The sequence below is a fragment of the Tuberibacillus calidus DSM 17572 genome, from assembly GCF_000430685.1.
Taxonomy (GTDB): Bacteria; Bacillota; Bacilli; order Bacillales; family Sporolactobacillaceae; genus Tuberibacillus; species Tuberibacillus calidus.
This window is the reverse complement of the sequence record NZ_KE387196.1, coordinates 32583-50401: the sequence shown is the minus strand read 5'-3', so window position 1 is coordinate 50401 and position 17819 is coordinate 32583. Positions and strand designations below refer to the sequence as shown.

Below are 17819 nucleotides of genomic sequence, written 5' to 3'. Positions count from 1 at the left end.
CAAGAACGACAACTGGGCCGGTCATGGAATGGAGGTTATCAATGTGGCTGAATTAGCGAACTGCGAGCAATGCGGCAAAGTGTTTGTAAAAGTTGCACGAGCCATTTGCCCGACCTGCTACCGCGAAAACGAACAGAAATTCGAGACGGTTTGGCACTATATTCGCCAGCAAAAAAACCGGGAAGCCACGGTGTATCAAGTTCACGAGGCAACGGGTGTTGAGGAAAAACTGATTTTTCAATGGGTGCGGGAAGGACGGTTAAAGGTGAAGGATTTTGTCAATCTCGCTTACCCGTGTCAGAGCTGCGGTGCGATGATTCAGAGCGGGATGCTTTGCGACGCCTGCGCCAATCAGTTGAAAAAAGAAATCGCTGCACTGAGCGATGAAGAAGATCAGGATAAATTTAGAACGAAAACTTATCATATGCGTTAAATGATATGATCCATTAAACATCTGTGGGGAAATGTCGATATAATGGATAGTGTATTTGTTGAGTACGAGCAAATTTCGATCCAGAAATGGGATGTTCCTAAAAGAGATATAGATGTAGCCGTTGGGCCTTAGATTTTTGAGACCCAATCAAGCGTAGTTTCGACCGAATTGGACTGCAAAATCAATGCATCCCAAAAGGTGAGCCATCGGTCACCGCCACCTAAAACCTAACACCTTTTACTCATAAAACGGCATAAGACACATGCTGAATATAAACATCACGGCGAAAGCCTCCTGACGCCGATTTAAATCAATCATCTTCGTACGATTAAATTCCTAAAAGAGGTGAAACGGATGAAAATCAACCAAACGCAAGGCTTCCATCCGATTAATTCCTATAAAAATCAACTCCGGCAGCGTCCGGAGCCGGCCGCTTCTGAAAAGAACCACAAGCACGATGTGGTGGACATATCCCATGAAGCGCTCCAGATGCAAGGCACTGCTCCTGGACAAGTGGGACCAGCATCCACTCGCCAAGCTGCGGTTGCCCGAGCTGAGAAAGTGAATGCCGTCAAAACCCAAATTGAAGCCGGCCAATATCAGATCAACCACAAGGCTGTCGCAGAAAAAATGATCACTTTTTGGAAAAAAGTCGGAGGACGTGAGTAGCCGTGATCGACGCGATCGTAACGAAAATTGAAGAAATGATCGACATCCACGGTACATTAAATGAGCTGGCACGGAAGAAAACGCAAGCGATTATTCAAGGCGATATGAAAACCCTTGATCACATTGTGAATCAAGAGGAAGCCGCCACCCAAAAGCTCGCGCAGTTGGAAGATGAACGCGTGCGACTTGTCCAAGATTTCACAAAAGACACGGGCGGCGGCACCACCTTCACCGAACTGATTGAGCAGGCGCCGGAAAGCGAACGTGAAAAGCTGCAACACTTGCAGGCTCGGCTTGCGGAAAACGTTTTTGATCTCAAACACCAAAATGACCTAAATCAAGACTTATTAAAACAGTCCCTCGAGTGGGTGCGCGTGAATGTGAATTTATTCAATCCGAAACCGCAAAACCCGAATTACACCAATCCAAAAGCGCAACAAAAATTGCCGGGTGAGCCGAGAGCTACGCGTTTTGACAGTCGCGCTTAAGTCTTAGGAGGTTCCCGTATGACATCGACATTTACGAGTTTGGAGACAATGCGAAGAGCGCTTTTTACATCGCAATTATCGATACAGACGACCGGACATAATATCGCCAACGCCGGAACGGACGGTTATTCGCGGCAACGCGTTAATTTGGAGACGACGCTGCCGTATCCTTCGGTCGGTTTCAACCGCCCGCAAATCCCAGGGCAAATCGGCACCGGCGTGCAAGCGAGCACGATTGAGCGGATTCGCGACAGCTTTGTCGACACCCAGGTGCGTCAGGAAATGACGAAAACCGGCTACTGGTCGGCGAGAAGCGATGCGTTAAGCCAAATGGAAGATATCATGAACGAGCCGACCGACCAAAGCTTATCAACGGTTATCGACCAATTTTGGCAATCGCTCCAAGATCTTGCGAGCAATCCGGATAATAATTCCGGCGCACGCTCCGTCGTCCGTCAACGCGGCATCGCCGTCGCGGAAACCTTTCATTATTTGTCGAGTTCGTTAGCCAAAGTTCAAGATAATTTAAAAACGGAAATCGGTGTGAACATCGATAAAGTGAATGGCCTGATCAGGCAAATCAATGATATCAATAAGCAAATCGCGGAAGTCGAGCCAAACGGTTATTCCCCGAATGACCTCTATGACAAACGGGATCAGTTAGTCGATGAGCTTTCCCAATATGTCAATGTCAAGGTGATTCAGGAGAAAACCGGCGGCAATGCACCGGCGACGGCAGCAGGTACATACACCATTCAATTGATCGCTCGAAATGATGCGGGTGTGTCAAGTGTTTTTACACTCGTTGACGGGAAAAATTTACGAGTCAACCCTATGAAAGTAGATTTCAGCGGGACAAGTCCCTCTTTAACCATTGATGGGAAGATCGTCACAGAAACCGGCGGGAATATCCAAGGCTTGATGGAAAGCTATACCGTCGATTACCCGAACATGCTTGACCGCTTAAATCAAATGGCTTATCAATTGGTCACAGAGTTTAATAAAGTCCACGAACAAGGCGATGGCATTGATCCGGATGGCACAGGAACCATTCCGACGGGTATCGACTTTTTCACGCCGTTAGCCAGTGCAGATAATGCCGCAAGCTTAATCAGCGTCAGCCAAGACATTATGGATTCGGTGAACAATATCGCTGCAGCCGGCAAAGGCATGGGCTCCGGCGATAATACCAATGCGCAAGCGCTGGCGGATGTTTTAGACAATACGTCCATGACTTTTGCAATGAAAAACGGTGACACATATAAAGGAACACTCAAAAGCTTTTTGGAAAGTACGATCGGGGAAATGGGTGTCAATGCCCAGTCAGCGAATCGCATGAAAACGAACAGTCAAACGCTGCAAGACACTGCCGAACAACGCCGGCAATCCATCAGCGGCGTCTCGATCGATGAGGAAATGACAAACCTCATCCAATTTCAACATACTTACAGTGCAGCAGCGCGCATGACGAGTATTATTAATGAAATGCTAGATACGATCATCCGGCTCGGACAATAAGAGAAAGGAGTGAGTCATGATGCGGGTGACGCAAGGCATGATATCAAGAGATCTACTAAGGCAACTGAACAATACCAACAGCCGACTTTATGATTTACAACAACAACTTGTCACGGGAAAAAAGATTACGAAACCATCGCAAGACCCGGTCATTGCCTCGCTAGGCATCGCCTACCGAACCGAAGTGGCCCAAATCAATCAATACAGCCGCAACATGGATGAAGTGCATAACTGGACGGATAACTCCGAATCGGCGCTAGATCAAGCCAACAGCGTCCTGCAACGCATTCGCGAGCTGACCGTCGAAGCGAGCAATGACACGTATACGGACGATCAAAGAAAAGACATCCAAAAGGAAGTCAGTCAGTTAAAAGAACAGCTCGTAAACATCGTCAATACAAAAGTAGCCGGCAAATACATTTTTAACGGCACGAACACATCCACTCCTCCGGTTGCCATCGATGCCTCGGGCAATGTGACGACCGCATATAACGCGAATGCGGTACAGATTGAAGTGAACAATGGCATTAAAATCCCAGTCAATGTCAACCCGAATGATGCTTTCCCGCCATCGCTATTCGCCGACATTCAGGATTTGGAATCAGCATTGACCACGACGCCATCCGACGGGAAGCAAATTGGATCGTTCTTAGATAAAATCGATCAGCATATTGATGAGGTCGTCGGCGCCCGGGCGGAACTCGGTGCCCGCATGAACCGCGTCGACATGATCGACAACCGCATCGGTGCGCAAAAGCAAATCGCCGAAACGATGATGGCGAATAACGAAGACGCCCAATTTGAACAAGTCCTCGTTGACTACCAGACGCAACTCAGCGTGCAGCGCGCGGCGCTTGCCGTCGGCTCGAAAATCATTCAACCGACACTCGTTGACTTTTTAAGTTAAAAAAGCGGTCTCTCGGGTGGACCGCTTTTTCCTTATGTTAAGAAACTAGGATGTTCTTACGCGAAGGTTATAAGTAAAAGGGGGGAGTGCCTCATGCAGATGCCACACTTGGAGATGCATTCGGTGTTCGGCCGGATCGGTCTGTCCACCCGAAACGCGCAATTAGAGATACAAACTGCCAAAGCCGATTTGTCCATCGAGCAGCCGAAAGCTGAGATGCAGATTGAACGAACACCGGCACAAATTCATATTGACCAGAAGGAAGCTTGGAATAACCTGAATTTAAAATCGGCGTTTGTCCGCATTCGCGAAGCCGCTGAAGCCGGCAGGCAAGCGGTGATCGACGGCATTGCCCGGCGCGTCGATGAAGGCAATGAGCTGATGGCGATTGAAGCAGGCGGCAATCCGATCGCTGAACAGGCGAAGCGTGACAGCCTCATCACAATGAGCTTTGACACCGGCCACACGCCGCCGTTTCTGGCCGTGAAAATCAGCGCTGATCCCGCGCTTTTGAATATCCTTTGGCAGACGCATGCGCCGATCATTCAATCCACGACGCACGCCCCCGAGATGACTTACCATCCGGGCAAGGTCAATATCTATATGGAACAATATCCTTCTTTGACAATACAAGTCGTCGGCGGCCAAGTCGATCGGCGAGTTTAACCGAAACGGAGTGACCACCATGAAGATCGCCACCAAATATTTTGGAAAAATGGACATAACGGAAAGCGATGTGATTCGTTTTTCGCATGGCATTCCCGGTTTCCCCGAAGAAAAGGCCTTTATTTTTCTTCCGTTGACGGAAGATTCCCCGTTTACGGTCATGCAATCAGTCATGACCCCAGGTCTAGCCTTCATCACGACGTCCCCGTTTCTCTTTTTTCCGGATTACAGCATTGACATCAATGAACAAACGGTTGAGCAATTGGCGTTTGCATCGGCCAGCGACGCGACGGTCTATGTCATTTTGACCATAAAAGAACCGTTTCAAGCATCGACCGCCAATTTGGCTGCCCCGGTGCTCGTCAATCACGCCAAGCAGCTTGGCAAACAAGTCGTTTTGGAGAAAACCATTTATACGGTGACGGAACCGTTATTCGGAAAAACGGACGAAAAAGGAGGGATTCCACATGCTCGTTCTCACGCGCAAGAAAAATGAATCCCTCATCATCGGTGATAACATCGAGATCGAAATCCTCTCCATTGATGGCGAGCAAGTCAAAATCGGCATCAAAGCGCCAAGAGATGTCGACATCCACCGGAAAGAAGTTTACCTAGCTATCCAAAAAGCCAATAGTGATGCCGCTCAGCAACCGATATCTTTCGCGGCACTCGACCAACTGAAAGATTTCAAAAAATAGGGTGATTAGACCCTATTTTTTTGTAAAAAACTATTAAACACAAAAAAAATAAGCCGATATAAATGGTGTAACCGGTTTTCCGGATGACCGGCCGGCTCCGGAAAACGCACCACATGGATGTGGGAATCAATTTATGTTCAAGGAGGAAAAAAGCAATGATTATCAACCACAACATTGCGGCGTTGAACACGATCCGCCAACTCAGCGTCAACGCCACCAACACGCAAAAAGCATTGGAAAAACTGTCATCCGGTCTCCGCATTAACAGCGCTGCCGATGACGCTGCAGGCCTTGCCATTTCCGAAAAAATGCGCGGCCAAATTCGCGGCCTCGACATGGCGCAAAAGAACGCCCAAGATGGCATCAGCTTGATCCAAACCGCTGAAGGCGCTTTGAACGAAACTCACAGCATTCTACAACGTATGCGTGAATTAGCTGTTCAGGCTTCTAACGGTACAACCACTGATTCAGATCGTCAAGCTCTTCAAGACGAGTTGAATCAATTGACTTCAGAAATTAACCGTATCGGTAATACTACTGAATTCAATACTCAGAAGTTATTAAATGGTGGGATTGGGTCAACTGATGGTGCTAAAATTACAGCTGCAACAAGTGCTGTTGTAAATGGTGGAACTCATTGGGAAGCTGCTGATATTACTAAGGCAACTGGCACTATTAAAGTAGACGGTACCACATTTGATATATCTAATGTATTAAATCAATCTTGGACTAAGAATGAGAAAAATATTGATAATTTTATAAATGAACTTAATAATGTCACTGCTGGTGGAGTAAAATTATCAGATGTTGTTAAGATTGAAAATGATGGTGGGGCAGTTAAATTTACTGCTAAGTCTGAAGGGGCAACCAGCTCAATCCAACTTTCAGTAAATGACGACAGCGCAGCGAAAATGTTAGGTTATGCAAATGCTGAAACATTAAATGCAGTAGGCGAAGTTCATGGCACACCAACAACCATGGAACGTCATGGTATTGAAGCAAGTAAAGGACTTGATTCAGTAGAGTCTAACCCAACAATTGCAGCTAATTCTACTTTTACTGTACAAGTTGGCTCTGAGAGCGCAGTTACAGTAACATTAAAAAATGCTAAGACATACGATACAAAAAATGCTGATCCAAATGTAGCTCAAGCAGCTATGGAAGATTTAGTTAAAGATTTAAATGCTGCATTACAAGATGCAGGATTAAGTGATAAAGTAACTGCATCACTATCTGCAGATAACAAAGTTCAATTTATATCTGAAACTGGTAAAGATATAGTAATTGCTGATGGAGCAAATACACCACTAGTAGGACAGTTAGGCTTTTCTGGCTCTGAAACTGTAAAAAATGTTCAACAAGTTGTAGGACCAGGTGCACAAGGCTCTGGATTTTCTACAAGCTTCCAAATTGGTGCAAATACTGGTCAATCAATGTCATTGACAATTGATGACATGCGTGCTGCTGCTCTTGGCATCACAGGTAACGCAGGTCAACAAGGGTTTACATCATCTAATAGTGTAACAAATGGCACAAATGACATTAAAACTGAAGCAGCTTTAAATATCTCTACTAAAGATCGTGCTTCAGCAGCTATTGATGTACTTGATAGTGCTATTGAAAAGGTATCAAGTGAACGTGCAAAACTTGGTGCTGTTCAAAACCGTCTGGAACACACGATCAACAACTTGGGTACAGCTTCACAGAACTTAACCGCTGCGGAATCTCGTATTCGTGACGTTGATTATGCTTTAGCCGCCTAAGCGGTGACAAGCACAGTCGTCCTGACTGGTAACGGTCAGAGATTATGATCGGGTGAATTGCTGGAAAACCCTTAGAGCCTTTCATACGACAGCATAGCCGGAAACGGCAAGTGCGAGCGTTTGGAAAAATGAAAGGATTGGGCAATCAGCAGCCAAGCTCCTGTGACGAAAGTCTGGAGAAGGTTCAACGACCAGGATATACCGCCTAAAGCAGATAGCCATGGCGATGAAATCCGTAGGTGAAAAAAGCTTAAACTCTGAAGCTTTCCGATCCGAAGTGCCCGACCCCTAACAGGTTAAGCTGAGGGTGAAGATATGGTCTTGTCAATCATGAAAGTGATTGTGGCACGATGGCCAAAGAAATGGCAGAGTTCACTAAGAACAATATCCTTAACCAAGCAGCACAAGCAATGTTGGCTCAAGCAAATAGTCTTCCACAAGGAGTTTTGCAACTTCTTAAGTAGGATTATTTGCAGGGCGTCCGGCGGGGTAACCGGCCGGATCATGACCGGGTGAATTGCTGGAAAATCCTTAGAGCCCTTTATGCGACAACGGAGCCGGAAACGGCAGACGTAACCGCTTGAAAAATAAAGGGATTGGACAATCAGCAGCCAAGCTCCTGTGATGAAAGTCTGGAGAAGGTCCAACGACTAGGATAAACCACCTAAAGCTGATAGCTATGGTGATGAAATCCGTAGGGCGGAAAAAAACGCTCGAAGTGCCCGGCCCCATTGTCATATGGGTGAAGATATAGTCTGTTCCGATCTCGAAAGAATCGGTGGCGAAGCAAGCCAATCAATTGCCGCAAGGCGTTCTTCAACTCTTGCGTTAATAATCAAGTGATTTTTGAGAAAGGGACTCTTAATCTTACGAGAGTCCTTTTCTTTTGCTTTGTGAGGTGTAATACATGCTTTTTTATTGTGAAGCCAAACATGAGGACTTAGCTATATTTGATGTACATGATTTAAAAGATTTGGAGAAGCTCTGGAACTTGAAATTGGATGAAGAGTGGGATAAAAATGATCCTCGAAGTTTAATCGTATTAAAAGGATTAAAAAGAGTGAAGTATAGAGGACCTCGTGAAGGTTTTTGGTACGACTTACCAGACTATTTTTGGAATGAGTTCATGTTTCAAAGTGAAGAAAGTTTTAGAGGCAGAGATTGGCCGGATGGACCTTCTCTAATCATTAGACTCTATGGATTTTACAAAGGTGAAAGTGAATGGGATTTTATCCAATATAAAGTTGATCTGGGGGACAAAAGATAATGTTAGACAACCTTATACACAGAATAAATAATTATTCTGGACCATTTCGTATTACTGTACATGATGTGGGACATGGAAATTGGAATGAAATCCAATTTGGAGATACAAGAATCTTTTTTGATATTGGTGCTCAAATGGGGTGGGGGAATTTAAGAGTTCAGCAAATAATTAACAATGTTAATATTGAACCAGATGATGAAATATATATATTTCTTAGTCACTGGGATATTGATCATTATCATTCAATTTTACAATTGGAGGGTACACAGCAACTCGAACAAATAAGGGCCTTCTTCGCACCATCAAATGAGCATAAAACAGCAACAGTGAATCGTGTCATAAATATATTGAGCAGTGCAGGAATTCCCTTTTATCCTATTGAATTTACCAATAAAAGGAACCGCCATAATAAAGAAATAGAGCTTAATCTAGAACAATATTGCTTAGGACGTTTAAAAATTTATCGTTCAACCAAAACACCATCCAAAAACCTAAATAGTATTGTAATGCATTTTGAAACCGAAAATAATAATGTCTTATTTACCGGTGATCAAAAATATGAAAAGCTTTATTCGTATGTTGTAAATCACAGCAATAAAAACAAACCATATATTTTTATCTTGCCACATCATGGAGGCTATGCCGGGAAATTTAAGAAAGATGATTGGGAAACGGTTAATTTCAGTGATATCATTATTTCTTATCACAAACGTAATCGATATGGTCACCCATTTCAAAGCCATATTACAACTGCAAATAGTTTATTAAAAGACTCTAACACAATCATTGAAACAAATGGAACAGGAAGTAAATTTTTTATTATTTAAAAGTCCTCTGTTATGAGTTATTCAAGGACACACCTAATACGTTTGAGAACATAGTTTAACTTCTACCATGATATCGTTCCACTGCAACATTCTTGCTGAAACTTCCTCTGATCATCCACGTAAAGTAAAGTACGCTATAGAAGCTAAAGTCTTAAGAAATTTTCAGTATGAATTCAATGATAAAAATAAGAATGTTAAATCTAGAAATAATGCCGATTTCTAAATTATTGCGATAGAATTTCATTTATTAGAAACAACGAAATTCAATGAATACTCGGGGTAAATATACTCAGTAATCCTTAACCGAAATTACACAGTGATTAATTTGATGAGTTCTTGTTCTATTTTCAGAACATCTGGGAAAATTAATTTTACTCCTTTTCGCTGAAGCGCAAGAACTTTTTTCGCCTTTTTAACAATTTTCCTTTCAAAAACACCTTCAATTTTAACAGGTAAGCCTGACTTAGAATCAATATATTCGTTTTTTATATAACGGGGAATGATAGGGCACATATTCTGAATCAAAAATGCTTTCTCGTGTCCTAGAACTTTTCCGAAAACAATTGTGTCACATATACCGTAACGTTGAATTTTTTTCTGATATATGGATTTAAATTTTTCAATTTGCGATGATATGGGAATAAGCCAATAGATGGATGTTTTTTCTTCATATATTGCATAAAAACAGGGGCGATCATGGACTGTTCCTGAACTTGTTTCTCTATTTGCCATCAGTTTATTGTCCGGAAAATCGATAAAATAATCATCATTAATGAAATAAAAATTCCCCATTTTCATTTTTCTCACTAACCCCTTACAAAATAAGGCTCTACCCAATTCGGATAGAGCCTCTCGAAGCATTTGAACTCGACCATTTATGAGTCGCATATCGAGGAGCGACAGACATTTGAACTCGACCATTTATGAGTCGCATATCGAGGAGCGACAGACATTTGATCATTTGTAACTAAATTTTACAGCACCACATTTTAAAAAACAATGGGTTTTAAAAAATTTTTTTGGATGCTGTAACAAATAGTTACATCTGTAGTTTATCTTTTTTCACAGAAAAAATTCATAAAATTTTATGGGCTATTCCTTTTTAAGTTAAAAAAAGGAAATACGATATTTTTGTCGAAATATTAAATTAGTTTATTACGTTTTTTTAACAGAATTTCCGAAAGAAGTCTCCCACCTCAAGGAACGTAAAGGGCGACAGCCCAGTGAGTAGGCGGGAGATGAATTTCGGTTGGCTTTAGCCAAAGGTTTCGATAAAATCAGTCTTAGATAAATAAAAGGATTGATATATCAATGAAATTGGACAGTAATAATCATTCAGTGTTCTTATTACATTACCATCTTGTAATAGTCGTGAAGTACCGCAGAGAGGTATTCACCGATGAAATATCTGATTTTGCAAAAGATATGTTTATTGAGATTGGAAACGGATATAACATCACTTTGATAGAATGGAATCACGATAAAGATCATGTCCATATTCTTTTCAAAGCACACCCTAATTCAGAATTATCGAAGTTCATCAATGCTTATAAAAGTGCAAGTTCTCGACTAATCAAGAAAAACTTTCCTCATATCCGAAATAAACTTTGGAAAGAGATGTTTTGGTCAAGAAGTTTTTGCCTGCTTACAACTGGTGGAGCACCAATAGATATCATAAGAAAATACATTGAAAATCAAGGTCAGAAGTGAGGTGATTGGATATGACCAAGCAAAACAAAGCTTTCAAATTCCGTTTATATCCAAATAATGAACAGGAAAAACAATTCGCCAAAACCTTTGGCTGTGTTCGGTTTGTTTACAATAAAATGCTGGCTGAACGCAAAGAAACCTATGAAAAATTCAAAGATAACAAAGAAATACTTAAAAAACAAAAGTTTCCTACACCAGCCAAATACAAAAAAGAATTCTCATTCCTTAAAGAAGTGGATTCCCTTGCTTTAGCAAATGCCCAAATCAACCTGCAAAAGGCTTATAAAAACTTCTTCGAAGGCCGTGCGGAATTTCCTAAGTTCAAAATTGAGGACTTGAACATGCAAGGAATGTCCCAAGCCCTCCATTTTGGGAAAAGTGTTCATGATAACGGTTGGGGCATGTTTACGACTTTCCTAGAGTACAAACTAAAAGAGCAAGGAAAACAACTTATCAAAATAGATAAATGGTTTCCTTCGACTAAAAAGTGTTCTTGTTGCGGTAAAGAACAAGATATGCCGTTATCTGAACGTGTGTATAAATGTTCCTGTGGTCTAGTATTGGACAGAGACCACAATTCAGCGATCAATATCAAAAATGAAGGATTACGTTTATTGACGTTAGCCTAAAAACATCAACTCCTGGAACGGGAGGGTTCGCTCGGTTCATTTCCTGTCATGAGACGGGATTACCCGAGAAGCCCCGACTTCAATCAAACCGTAAGGTTGAAGTGGTGGGTAGTTCACTAAGAAAGAAAAGCTAAGACTAGGATGGCCAATACTGCGATAATAAATACCTCTAAATTAATATCGTCTTGTAAAAGTGGTAAGACTTACTGATACATACATACATTTACCCAAAGCCACAATGAATATACATTTGAAGGAGCTGATTCGAATGGCCACAAAAAGCTTCATCCTTAAAATGAAAACAAAAAATAACCCGCAGCTGCGGCTTTCGCTATGGAAGACGCATGAATTGTTTAACTTTGGGGTGGCTTATTACATGGATCTCTTGTCACTTTTTCGGCAAAAGGATCTCTATATGCACAATGATGAGGATCCGGACCACCCCGTTGTGTTAAAGAAAGAAGAAATCCAAGAGCGATTATGGATGAAAGTTCGCGAAACGCAACAAAAGAATGGGTTTCACGGCGAGGTTTCCAAAGATGAGGTGTTAGAAACGCTGCGCGCTCTGTATGAAGAGCTTGTTCCCAGCGCCGTCGGTAAGAGTGGGGAAGCGAACCAAATTTCTAACAAGTACTTATACCCCTTAACGGACCCGGCTAGTCAAAGTGGCAAGGGGACGGCTAATTCGGGTCGAAAACCGCGTTGGAAGAAGTTAAAGGAAGCAGGAGACCCGTCTTGGAAAGATGCATATGAAAAATGGGAAAAAGAACGGCAAGAGGACCCGAAACTAAAAATATTAGCCGCTCTACAGTCATTCGGTTTGATTCCGCTGTTTCGTCCATTTACCGAAAATGACCACAAAGCCGTCATTTCCGTCAAGTGGATGCCGAAATCTAAAAACCAAAGTGTTCGCAAATTTGATAAGGATATGTTTAATCAAGCCATTGAAAGATTCCTCTCATGGGAAAGTTGGAACGAGAAGGTGGCTGAAGATTACGAGAAAACCGTATCAATTTATGAATCATTACAAAAAGAATTGAAGGGAATAAGCACTAAGGCTTTTGAGATAATGGAACGTGTGGAAAAAGCGTATGAAGCCCATTTGCGCGAAATCACTTTCAGTAACAGCACTTACCGAATCGGCAACAGGGCGATTCGCGGCTGGACGGAAATCGTAAAAAAATGGATGAAGCTTGACCCTAGCGCACCCCAAGGCAACTATTTAGACGTCGTAAAAGACTACCAGAGACGTCATCCGCGTGAAAGCGGTGATTTTAAGCTCTTTGAATTGCTCAGCCGTCCCGAAAATCAAGCTGCCTGGCGAGAATATCCCGAATTTTTGCCGCTCTATGTCAAATATCGACATGCCGAACAACGCATGAAAACCGCCAAAAAACAAGCTACCTTTACATTATGCGATCCCATCCGACATCCTTTATGGGTGCGTTATGAAGAACGAAGCGGCACGAACTTGAACAAGTACCGCCTAATTATGAATGAGAAGGAAAAAGTAGTGCAATTCGATCGCCTCATTTGCCTAAATGCAGATGGTCACTATGAAGAACAGGAAGATGTAACGGTGCCCCTCGCTCCTTCCCAGCAATTTGATGATCAAATCAAATTTTCTTCAGAAGATACGGGAAAAGGAAAACACAACTTTTCTTACTATCATAAAGGGATCAATTATGAATTAAAGGGGACACTTGGCGGGGCGCGTATACAGTTTGATCGTGAACATCTCTTGCGGAGGCAGGGCGTAAAAGCTGGAAATGTCGGGCGCATTTTCTTAAACGTGACGCTGAATATCGAACCAATGCAGCCATTTTCGCGTTCCGGGAACCTACAGACATCCGTTGGGAAAGCCTTGAAAGTATATGTTGATGGTTATCCGAAAGTCGTCAATTTTAAACCAAAGGAGCTCACCGAGCATATTAAAGAAAGCGAAAAAAATACGCTCACTCTAGGTGTTGAGTCACTTCCAACCGGGCTGCGGGTCATGAGCGTGGATCTCGGACAACGGCAAGCGGCCGCCATTTCCATTTTCGAAGTCGTCTCAGAGAAACCGGATGATAACAAGTTATTCTATCCGGTTAAGGACACGGATTTATTTGCCGTTCATCGGACGAGTTTTAACATAAAACTCCCGGGAGAAAAACGGACAGAAAGAAGAATGTTGGAACAGCAAAAGCGTGACCAAGCCATCCGTGACTTAAGCCGGAAACTCAAATTCTTGAAAAATGTGTTGAACATGCAAAAGCTTGAAAAAACCGATGAAAGAGAAAAACGCGTCAATCGTTGGATCAAGGACAGGGAACGGGAAGAAGAGAATCCGGTCTATGTTCAGGAATTTGAAATGATAAGTAAAGTGTTGTACAGTCCGCACTCGGTATGGGTGGACCAACTTAAAAGCATTCATCGCAAGTTAGAAGAACAATTGGGAAAGGAAATTTCGAAATGGCGTCAATCAATTAGCCAAGGTCGTCAAGGCGTCTACGGTATCTCTCTAAAAAACATAGAGGATATTGAAAAAACACGGAGGTTATTGTTCCGTTGGTCAATGCGACCGGAAAATCCAGGTGAAGTGAAGCAGCTGCAACCCGGTGAGCGGTTTGCCATTGATCAGCAAAACCATTTGAACCATCTGAAAGACGATCGCATCAAAAAACTGGCTAATCAAATCGTGATGACGGCTCTTGGTTATCGCTACGATGGAAAACGGAAGAAATGGATCGCAAAACATCCGGCTTGTCAATTAGTCTTATTTGAAGATTTATCCCGATATGCCTTTTATGACGAACGTTCGCGCCTTGAAAATCGCAACCTGATGCGTTGGTCGCGGCGGGAAATTCCGAAACAAGTCGCCCAAATTGGTGGATTGTACGGACTTTTAGTGGGAGAAGTCGGTGCCCAATATAGCTCGCGCTTTCATGCCAAATCCGGAGCGCCGGGCATACGTTGCCGCGTGGTGAAGGAGCACGAGCTGTATATTACAGAAGGTGGTCAAAAGGTAAGAAATCAAAAGTTTTTGGACAGTCTTGTTGAAAATAACATTATTGAACCCGACGACGCACGGCGATTGGAGCCTGGTGACCTCATCCGTGATCAAGGCGGTGATAAATTTGCCACTTTAGACGAACGGGGTGAACTTGTCATCACCCATGCTGATATCAATGCTGCACAAAATTTACAAAAACGTTTTTGGACACGCACCCACGGCCTCTATAGGATCCGTTGTGAAAGTCGGGAAATAAAAGACGCGGTTGTCCTCGTTCCGTCAGATAAAGATCAAAAAGAAAAAATGGAAAACTTGTTCGGCATTGGTTATTTACAACCATTCAAACAAGAAAACGATGTATATAAATGGGTGAAGGGGGAAAAAATAAAAGGTAAAAAAACCTCCTCCCAATCGGATGATAAGGAATTAGTTTCAGAGATTTTGCAGGAAGCTTCCGTTATGGCCGATGAGCTAAAAGGTAACAGGAAAACATTATTCCGTGACCCAAGCGGATATGTCTTTCCAAAAGACCGCTGGTATACCGGCGGGCGTTATTTTGGGACATTGGAGCATTTGCTAAAAAGAAAATTGGCTGAACGACGGTTATTCGACGGGGGGAGTTCCAGGAGAGGATTGTTTAATGGAACCGATTCCAATACGAATGTTGAATGAGATTCAATATTGTGAACGCCTCTTTCATCTCATGCATGTACAAGGATTATTTGAAGAAAGTGCCGATACGGTCGAAGGTAAAGCCCAACACGAACGCGCTGAAAAAAGGCGACGCCCTGGTCAAATGGCCCCGGATGAACTCTGGGGCCAAGCCCCCTTAAGCCTACGCTTGGGGGATGAACAATATAAGATTACGGGTGTCTTAGATACGATTAAACATGAAGATGGGCAATGGGTACCGGTTGAGGCCAAACATAGTCATGCTCCGGACGGGTCAAATACCTTTCATTTTAAGGAATACGAACTGGACGGCTCCGCCTGGCCAAATGACCAAATTCAATTATGCGCCCAAGGACTATTATTGCGTGCAAACGGATACCCGTGCACATACGGGTATCTTTTTTATAGGGGGAATCGAAAGAAGGTTAAAATTCTGTTTTCCGAAGCGTTGGTTGCCGCAACATTGGAGTGCATCAATCGGGCACACGAACTTACCCAAATACCGGAAAAGATGCCTAAACCGCTATTAGATTCACAGAAATGCTTTCGTTGTTCATTAAATTATATTTGCCTGCCTGATGAAACAAATTACTTGCAAGGGACGAGTTCCAATGTACGTAAAATTGTCCCCCAACGCATTGATGGCGGTGTTTTATATGTATCCGAACCGGGAGCCCGTCTTGGGAAATCTGGTGAAGAATTGATCATACAGTTACCCGACGGCTCGAAAAAGGGCATTCCAATTAAAGATCTCGTTCATGTTTCTTTATTCGGAAATGTCCAATGTTCAGAGCAATTACTTCAGACGTTAATGTTTTCCAACATTACGGTTAGTCATTTAACCACTCACGGTACGTTAATTGGCATGACTTCACCGCTGGTTTCGAAAAATATTTTTACGCGTAGGAAACAATTTCTTAAGTTTACTAACCAAGAATATTCGTTAAGTTTGGCAAAAAAGATAGTGTACGCGAAGATTCGCAATCAACGCACGTTGCTGCGAAGGAATCTCCCGTCGAATACACAAAATGTTTTAGATGAGTTGAAGCGATTGAGTGAGAAAGTGGAAAATGTCGATTCGCTCGATGCATTGCTGGGTATTGAGGGGATGGCGGCTAAGGCATATTTTTCGGCGTTTCCTTCCTTGCTCAAGACTGACAGCCCTATAGATTTTGCCATGAACGGACGTAAGCGTCGCCCGCCTAAGGATCCTGTCAACGCTTTACTTTCCCTTGGATATACTTTGCTCGTTCGTGATATTTATGCAGCTTGTGCTTCTTCAGGCCTTGATCCGATGTACGGTTTTTACCATCGCCCTGAAGCCGGACGCCCGGCACTTGTTTTAGACATGATGGAACCTTTCCGACCCATTATCGTTGACAGTGTGGTGCTTAGGGCCGTGAATACTAGAGAAATTACGCTTAAAGATTTTTATATTGGAAAAGACAGCTGCTTGCTTAAGAAAAGCGGACGCGATACCTTTTTCGGCATCTATGAACGGCGCATGCACGATACGATTACGGATCCGATTTTCGGATATAAAATCAGTTATCGACGGATTCTTGACTTACATATGAGGATGCTAGCGAGATTCGTTGACGGTGAATTGCCCGAATACCGACCTCTGATGCCGAGGTAAAATCTAGGCTATTCGATGGTGATGAATCACAAAATGTTTGAAGAATGATTGAAACTTTTATACGAAGGGGTTCCGTATGCCAAAAAAATATGTTTTGGTTTCATATGACATTTCCGATGATAAACGCTGGAGAAAAGTTTATAAAACCATGAAGGGTTATGGGGAACACATTCAATACTCTGTATTCCTTTGCCAGTTAAGTGAGCTTCAAGAGGCAAAATTAAAAGCGGCCTTGGAAGATATTGTTCATCACCAAGATGACCAAGTTATGTTTGTACATATTGGACCGGTTAACGATATCCAACTTGATAAGAGAATTTCGACTGTTGGCAGAGATTATATACCACTTGATTTGAAAAATTTGATATTCTGATAATAATCGGGGCTCCAAAAAAGATCTTGTTCCGTTGCGAGCCGTTTAACTGTGTTGGCTAGTGAAAACCGGATATGATGACAATACATAACAGATATATCGAAAAGCCGAAAGATTACAGTATAGGAAGAATACCGGGCAGTTTATGTAGCCATAAGAATTTTAAGTGAGATGACACTTGAGTGATAGCTAAATTGGTGATATTGATTTTTAAACAAACGGAAATCATAAAAAGCTTAGTTAAAAAATTTAACTTTAATTTTTTGAATATCTTGTATAAACCGATGGGCATATTATATAATAAAAAACAGAAAAAGGCGTTCTAGGATCGCCTTTGTTCCGGGTTTTGTGCCACGAGTTGAAAGCTCATCCCCCGGATATATTCTGTATTCTCTTCATTTGAACCGTTATCGAGCACCTCTATAGGTCATTTTGACCGGGAGGTGCTCGAAACGTCATTTGGCAGGAGTTTTTGTCATGTTTTCTACTGTTACATTCCAATTTTTAAAAACACAAATTGACCTTCAAGAATTACCTGCTCGAATACTAACCCAAAACCCCTTAT

17 protein-coding genes and 1 pseudogene are annotated in these 17819 nt (G+C 42.6%); 17 read left to right on the top strand and 1 reads right to left on the bottom strand.

What is annotated here, in order from left to right; all coding sequences use genetic code 11:
• The first annotated feature begins 43 nt into the window (after positions 1-43).
• The 12 genes and pseudogenes from H532_RS0116485 (at position 44) to H532_RS0116430 (ending at position 9236) form a co-directional block, all read left to right on the top strand.
• Positions 44-433: a TIGR03826 family flagellar region protein gene (locus tag H532_RS0116485; RefSeq protein WP_027726376.1), complete on the top strand. Its 390-nt coding sequence runs from the start codon at positions 44-46 to the stop codon at positions 431-433.
• A 354-nt stretch (positions 434-787) separates the two neighbouring features.
• Positions 788-1102, top strand: coding sequence for a flagellar biosynthesis anti-sigma factor FlgM (flgM, locus tag H532_RS0116480; protein WP_027726375.1), 315 nt, complete (start codon positions 788-790; stop codon positions 1100-1102).
• A 2-nt stretch (positions 1103-1104) separates the two neighbouring features.
• The gene (locus H532_RS0116475; RefSeq protein WP_027726374.1) at positions 1105-1590 is read left to right on the top strand and encodes a flagellar protein FlgN; all 486 of its coding nucleotides are present in this window, start codon (positions 1105-1107) and stop codon (positions 1588-1590) included.
• A gap of 18 nt (positions 1591-1608) precedes the next feature.
• Positions 1609-3108 (top strand): flagellar hook-associated protein FlgK, encoded by a 1500-nt coding sequence (flgK, locus tag H532_RS0116470; protein WP_027726373.1) that lies wholly within the window; start codon positions 1609-1611, stop codon positions 3106-3108.
• 19 nt (positions 3109-3127) lie between these two features.
• Positions 3128-4015: a flagellar hook-associated protein FlgL gene (flgL, locus tag H532_RS0116465; RefSeq protein ID WP_027726372.1), complete on the top strand. Its 888-nt coding sequence runs from the start codon at positions 3128-3130 to the stop codon at positions 4013-4015.
• Positions 4016-4108: 93 nt separating this feature from the next.
• Positions 4109-4681: a DUF6470 family protein gene (locus tag H532_RS0116460; protein WP_027726371.1), complete on the top strand. Its 573-nt coding sequence runs from the start codon at positions 4109-4111 to the stop codon at positions 4679-4681.
• Between the two features lie 19 nt (positions 4682-4700).
• Entirely contained in the window at positions 4701-5177 is a 477-nt protein-coding gene (gene fliW / locus H532_RS0116455) for a flagellar assembly protein FliW (protein WP_027726370.1), read from the top strand.
• Positions 5149-5379: a carbon storage regulator CsrA gene (csrA, locus tag H532_RS0116450; RefSeq protein WP_027726369.1), complete on the top strand. Its 231-nt coding sequence runs from the start codon at positions 5149-5151 to the stop codon at positions 5377-5379. The genes fliW and csrA overlap by 29 nt, the downstream gene beginning before the upstream one ends.
• A gap of 155 nt (positions 5380-5534) precedes the next feature.
• Positions 5535-7142 carry a flagellin N-terminal helical domain-containing protein gene (locus H532_RS0116445; RefSeq protein ID WP_027726368.1) on the top strand — a complete coding sequence of 536 codons (1608 nt, stop codon included), beginning with the start codon at positions 5535-5537 and terminating at the stop codon, positions 7140-7142.
• 350 nt (positions 7143-7492) lie between these two features.
• Positions 7493-7606, top strand: a pseudogene (locus tag H532_RS20125) (flagellin); the annotation flags it as partial.
• Positions 7607-8049: 443 nt separating this feature from the next.
• A complete protein-coding gene (locus H532_RS0116435; protein ID WP_027726367.1) occupies positions 8050-8409 on the top strand; it encodes a hypothetical protein in 360 nt (119 codons plus the stop codon).
• Entirely contained in the window at positions 8409-9236 is an 828-nt protein-coding gene (locus H532_RS0116430) for a ComEC/Rec2 family competence protein (protein WP_027726366.1), read from the top strand. The genes H532_RS0116435 and H532_RS0116430 overlap by 1 nt, the downstream gene beginning before the upstream one ends.
• Before the next feature lie 309 nt (positions 9237-9545).
• Here the strand turns inward: H532_RS0116430 and cptIN are convergent, their stop codons facing one another.
• Complete coding sequence (gene cptIN / locus H532_RS0116425) at positions 9546-10034, bottom strand: type III toxin-antitoxin system CptIN family toxin (RefSeq protein WP_027726365.1); 489 nt, start codon at positions 10032-10034, stop codon at positions 9546-9548.
• Positions 10035-10547: 513 nt separating this feature from the next.
• Here cptIN and tnpA point away from each other — a divergent pair.
• The 5 genes from tnpA (at position 10548) to cas2 (ending at position 17254) form a co-directional block, all read left to right on the top strand.
• Entirely contained in the window at positions 10548-10946 is a 399-nt protein-coding gene (tnpA, locus tag H532_RS0116420; protein ID WP_027726364.1) for an IS200/IS605 family transposase, read from the top strand.
• An 11-nt stretch (positions 10947-10957) separates the two neighbouring features.
• Positions 10958-11575, top strand: coding sequence for an RNA-guided endonuclease InsQ/TnpB family protein (locus H532_RS0116415; protein WP_027726363.1), 618 nt, complete (start codon positions 10958-10960; stop codon positions 11573-11575).
• A 268-nt stretch (positions 11576-11843) separates the two neighbouring features.
• Positions 11844-15242: a type V CRISPR-associated protein Cas12b gene (gene cas12b, locus H532_RS0116410; protein ID WP_027726362.1), complete on the top strand. Its 3399-nt coding sequence runs from the start codon at positions 11844-11846 to the stop codon at positions 15240-15242.
• Positions 15211-16881 (top strand): CRISPR-associated endonuclease Cas4/Cas1, encoded by a 1671-nt coding sequence (locus tag H532_RS0116405; protein ID WP_027726361.1) that lies wholly within the window; start codon positions 15211-15213, stop codon positions 16879-16881. Before cas12b ends, H532_RS0116405 begins: the two co-directional genes overlap by 32 nt.
• A gap of 76 nt (positions 16882-16957) precedes the next feature.
• Positions 16958-17254 carry a CRISPR-associated endonuclease Cas2 gene (gene cas2 / locus H532_RS0116400; RefSeq protein ID WP_027726360.1) on the top strand — a complete coding sequence of 99 codons (297 nt, stop codon included), beginning with the start codon at positions 16958-16960 and terminating at the stop codon, positions 17252-17254.
• Positions 17255-17819: the final 565 nt, after the last annotated feature.

Bases quoted from the DNA above. Each gene is read 5' to 3' on its own strand.
- cptIN (WP_027726365.1), bottom strand. From the start codon at position 10,034: ATGAAAATGGGGAATTTTTATTTCATTAATGATGATTATTTTATCGAT.
- csrA (WP_027726369.1), top strand. From the start codon at position 5,149: ATGCTCGTTCTCACGCGCAAGAAAAATGAATCCCTCATCATCGGTGAT.
- fliW (WP_027726370.1), top strand. From the start codon at position 4,701: ATGAAGATCGCCACCAAATATTTTGGAAAAATGGACATAACGGAAAGC.
- flgL (WP_027726372.1), top strand. From the start codon at position 3,128: ATGCGGGTGACGCAAGGCATGATATCAAGAGATCTACTAAGGCAACTG.
- flgK (WP_027726373.1), top strand. From the start codon at position 1,609: ATGACATCGACATTTACGAGTTTGGAGACAATGCGAAGAGCGCTTTTT.
- H532_RS0116430 (WP_027726366.1), top strand. From the start codon at position 8,409: ATGTTAGACAACCTTATACACAGAATAAATAATTATTCTGGACCATTT.
- H532_RS0116435 (WP_027726367.1), top strand. From the start codon at position 8,050: ATGCTTTTTTATTGTGAAGCCAAACATGAGGACTTAGCTATATTTGAT.
- tnpA (WP_027726364.1), top strand. From the start codon at position 10,548: ATGAAATTGGACAGTAATAATCATTCAGTGTTCTTATTACATTACCAT.
- H532_RS0116405 (WP_027726361.1), top strand. From the start codon at position 15,211: ATGGAACCGATTCCAATACGAATGTTGAATGAGATTCAATATTGTGAA.
- H532_RS0116460 (WP_027726371.1), top strand. From the start codon at position 4,109: ATGCAGATGCCACACTTGGAGATGCATTCGGTGTTCGGCCGGATCGGT.
- flgM (WP_027726375.1), top strand. From the start codon at position 788: ATGAAAATCAACCAAACGCAAGGCTTCCATCCGATTAATTCCTATAAA.
- cas12b (WP_027726362.1), top strand. From the start codon at position 11,844: ATGGCCACAAAAAGCTTCATCCTTAAAATGAAAACAAAAAATAACCCG.
- H532_RS0116415 (WP_027726363.1), top strand. From the start codon at position 10,958: ATGACCAAGCAAAACAAAGCTTTCAAATTCCGTTTATATCCAAATAAT.
- cas2 (WP_027726360.1), top strand. From the start codon at position 16,958: ATGCCAAAAAAATATGTTTTGGTTTCATATGACATTTCCGATGATAAA.
- H532_RS0116445 (WP_027726368.1), top strand. From the start codon at position 5,535: ATGATTATCAACCACAACATTGCGGCGTTGAACACGATCCGCCAACTC.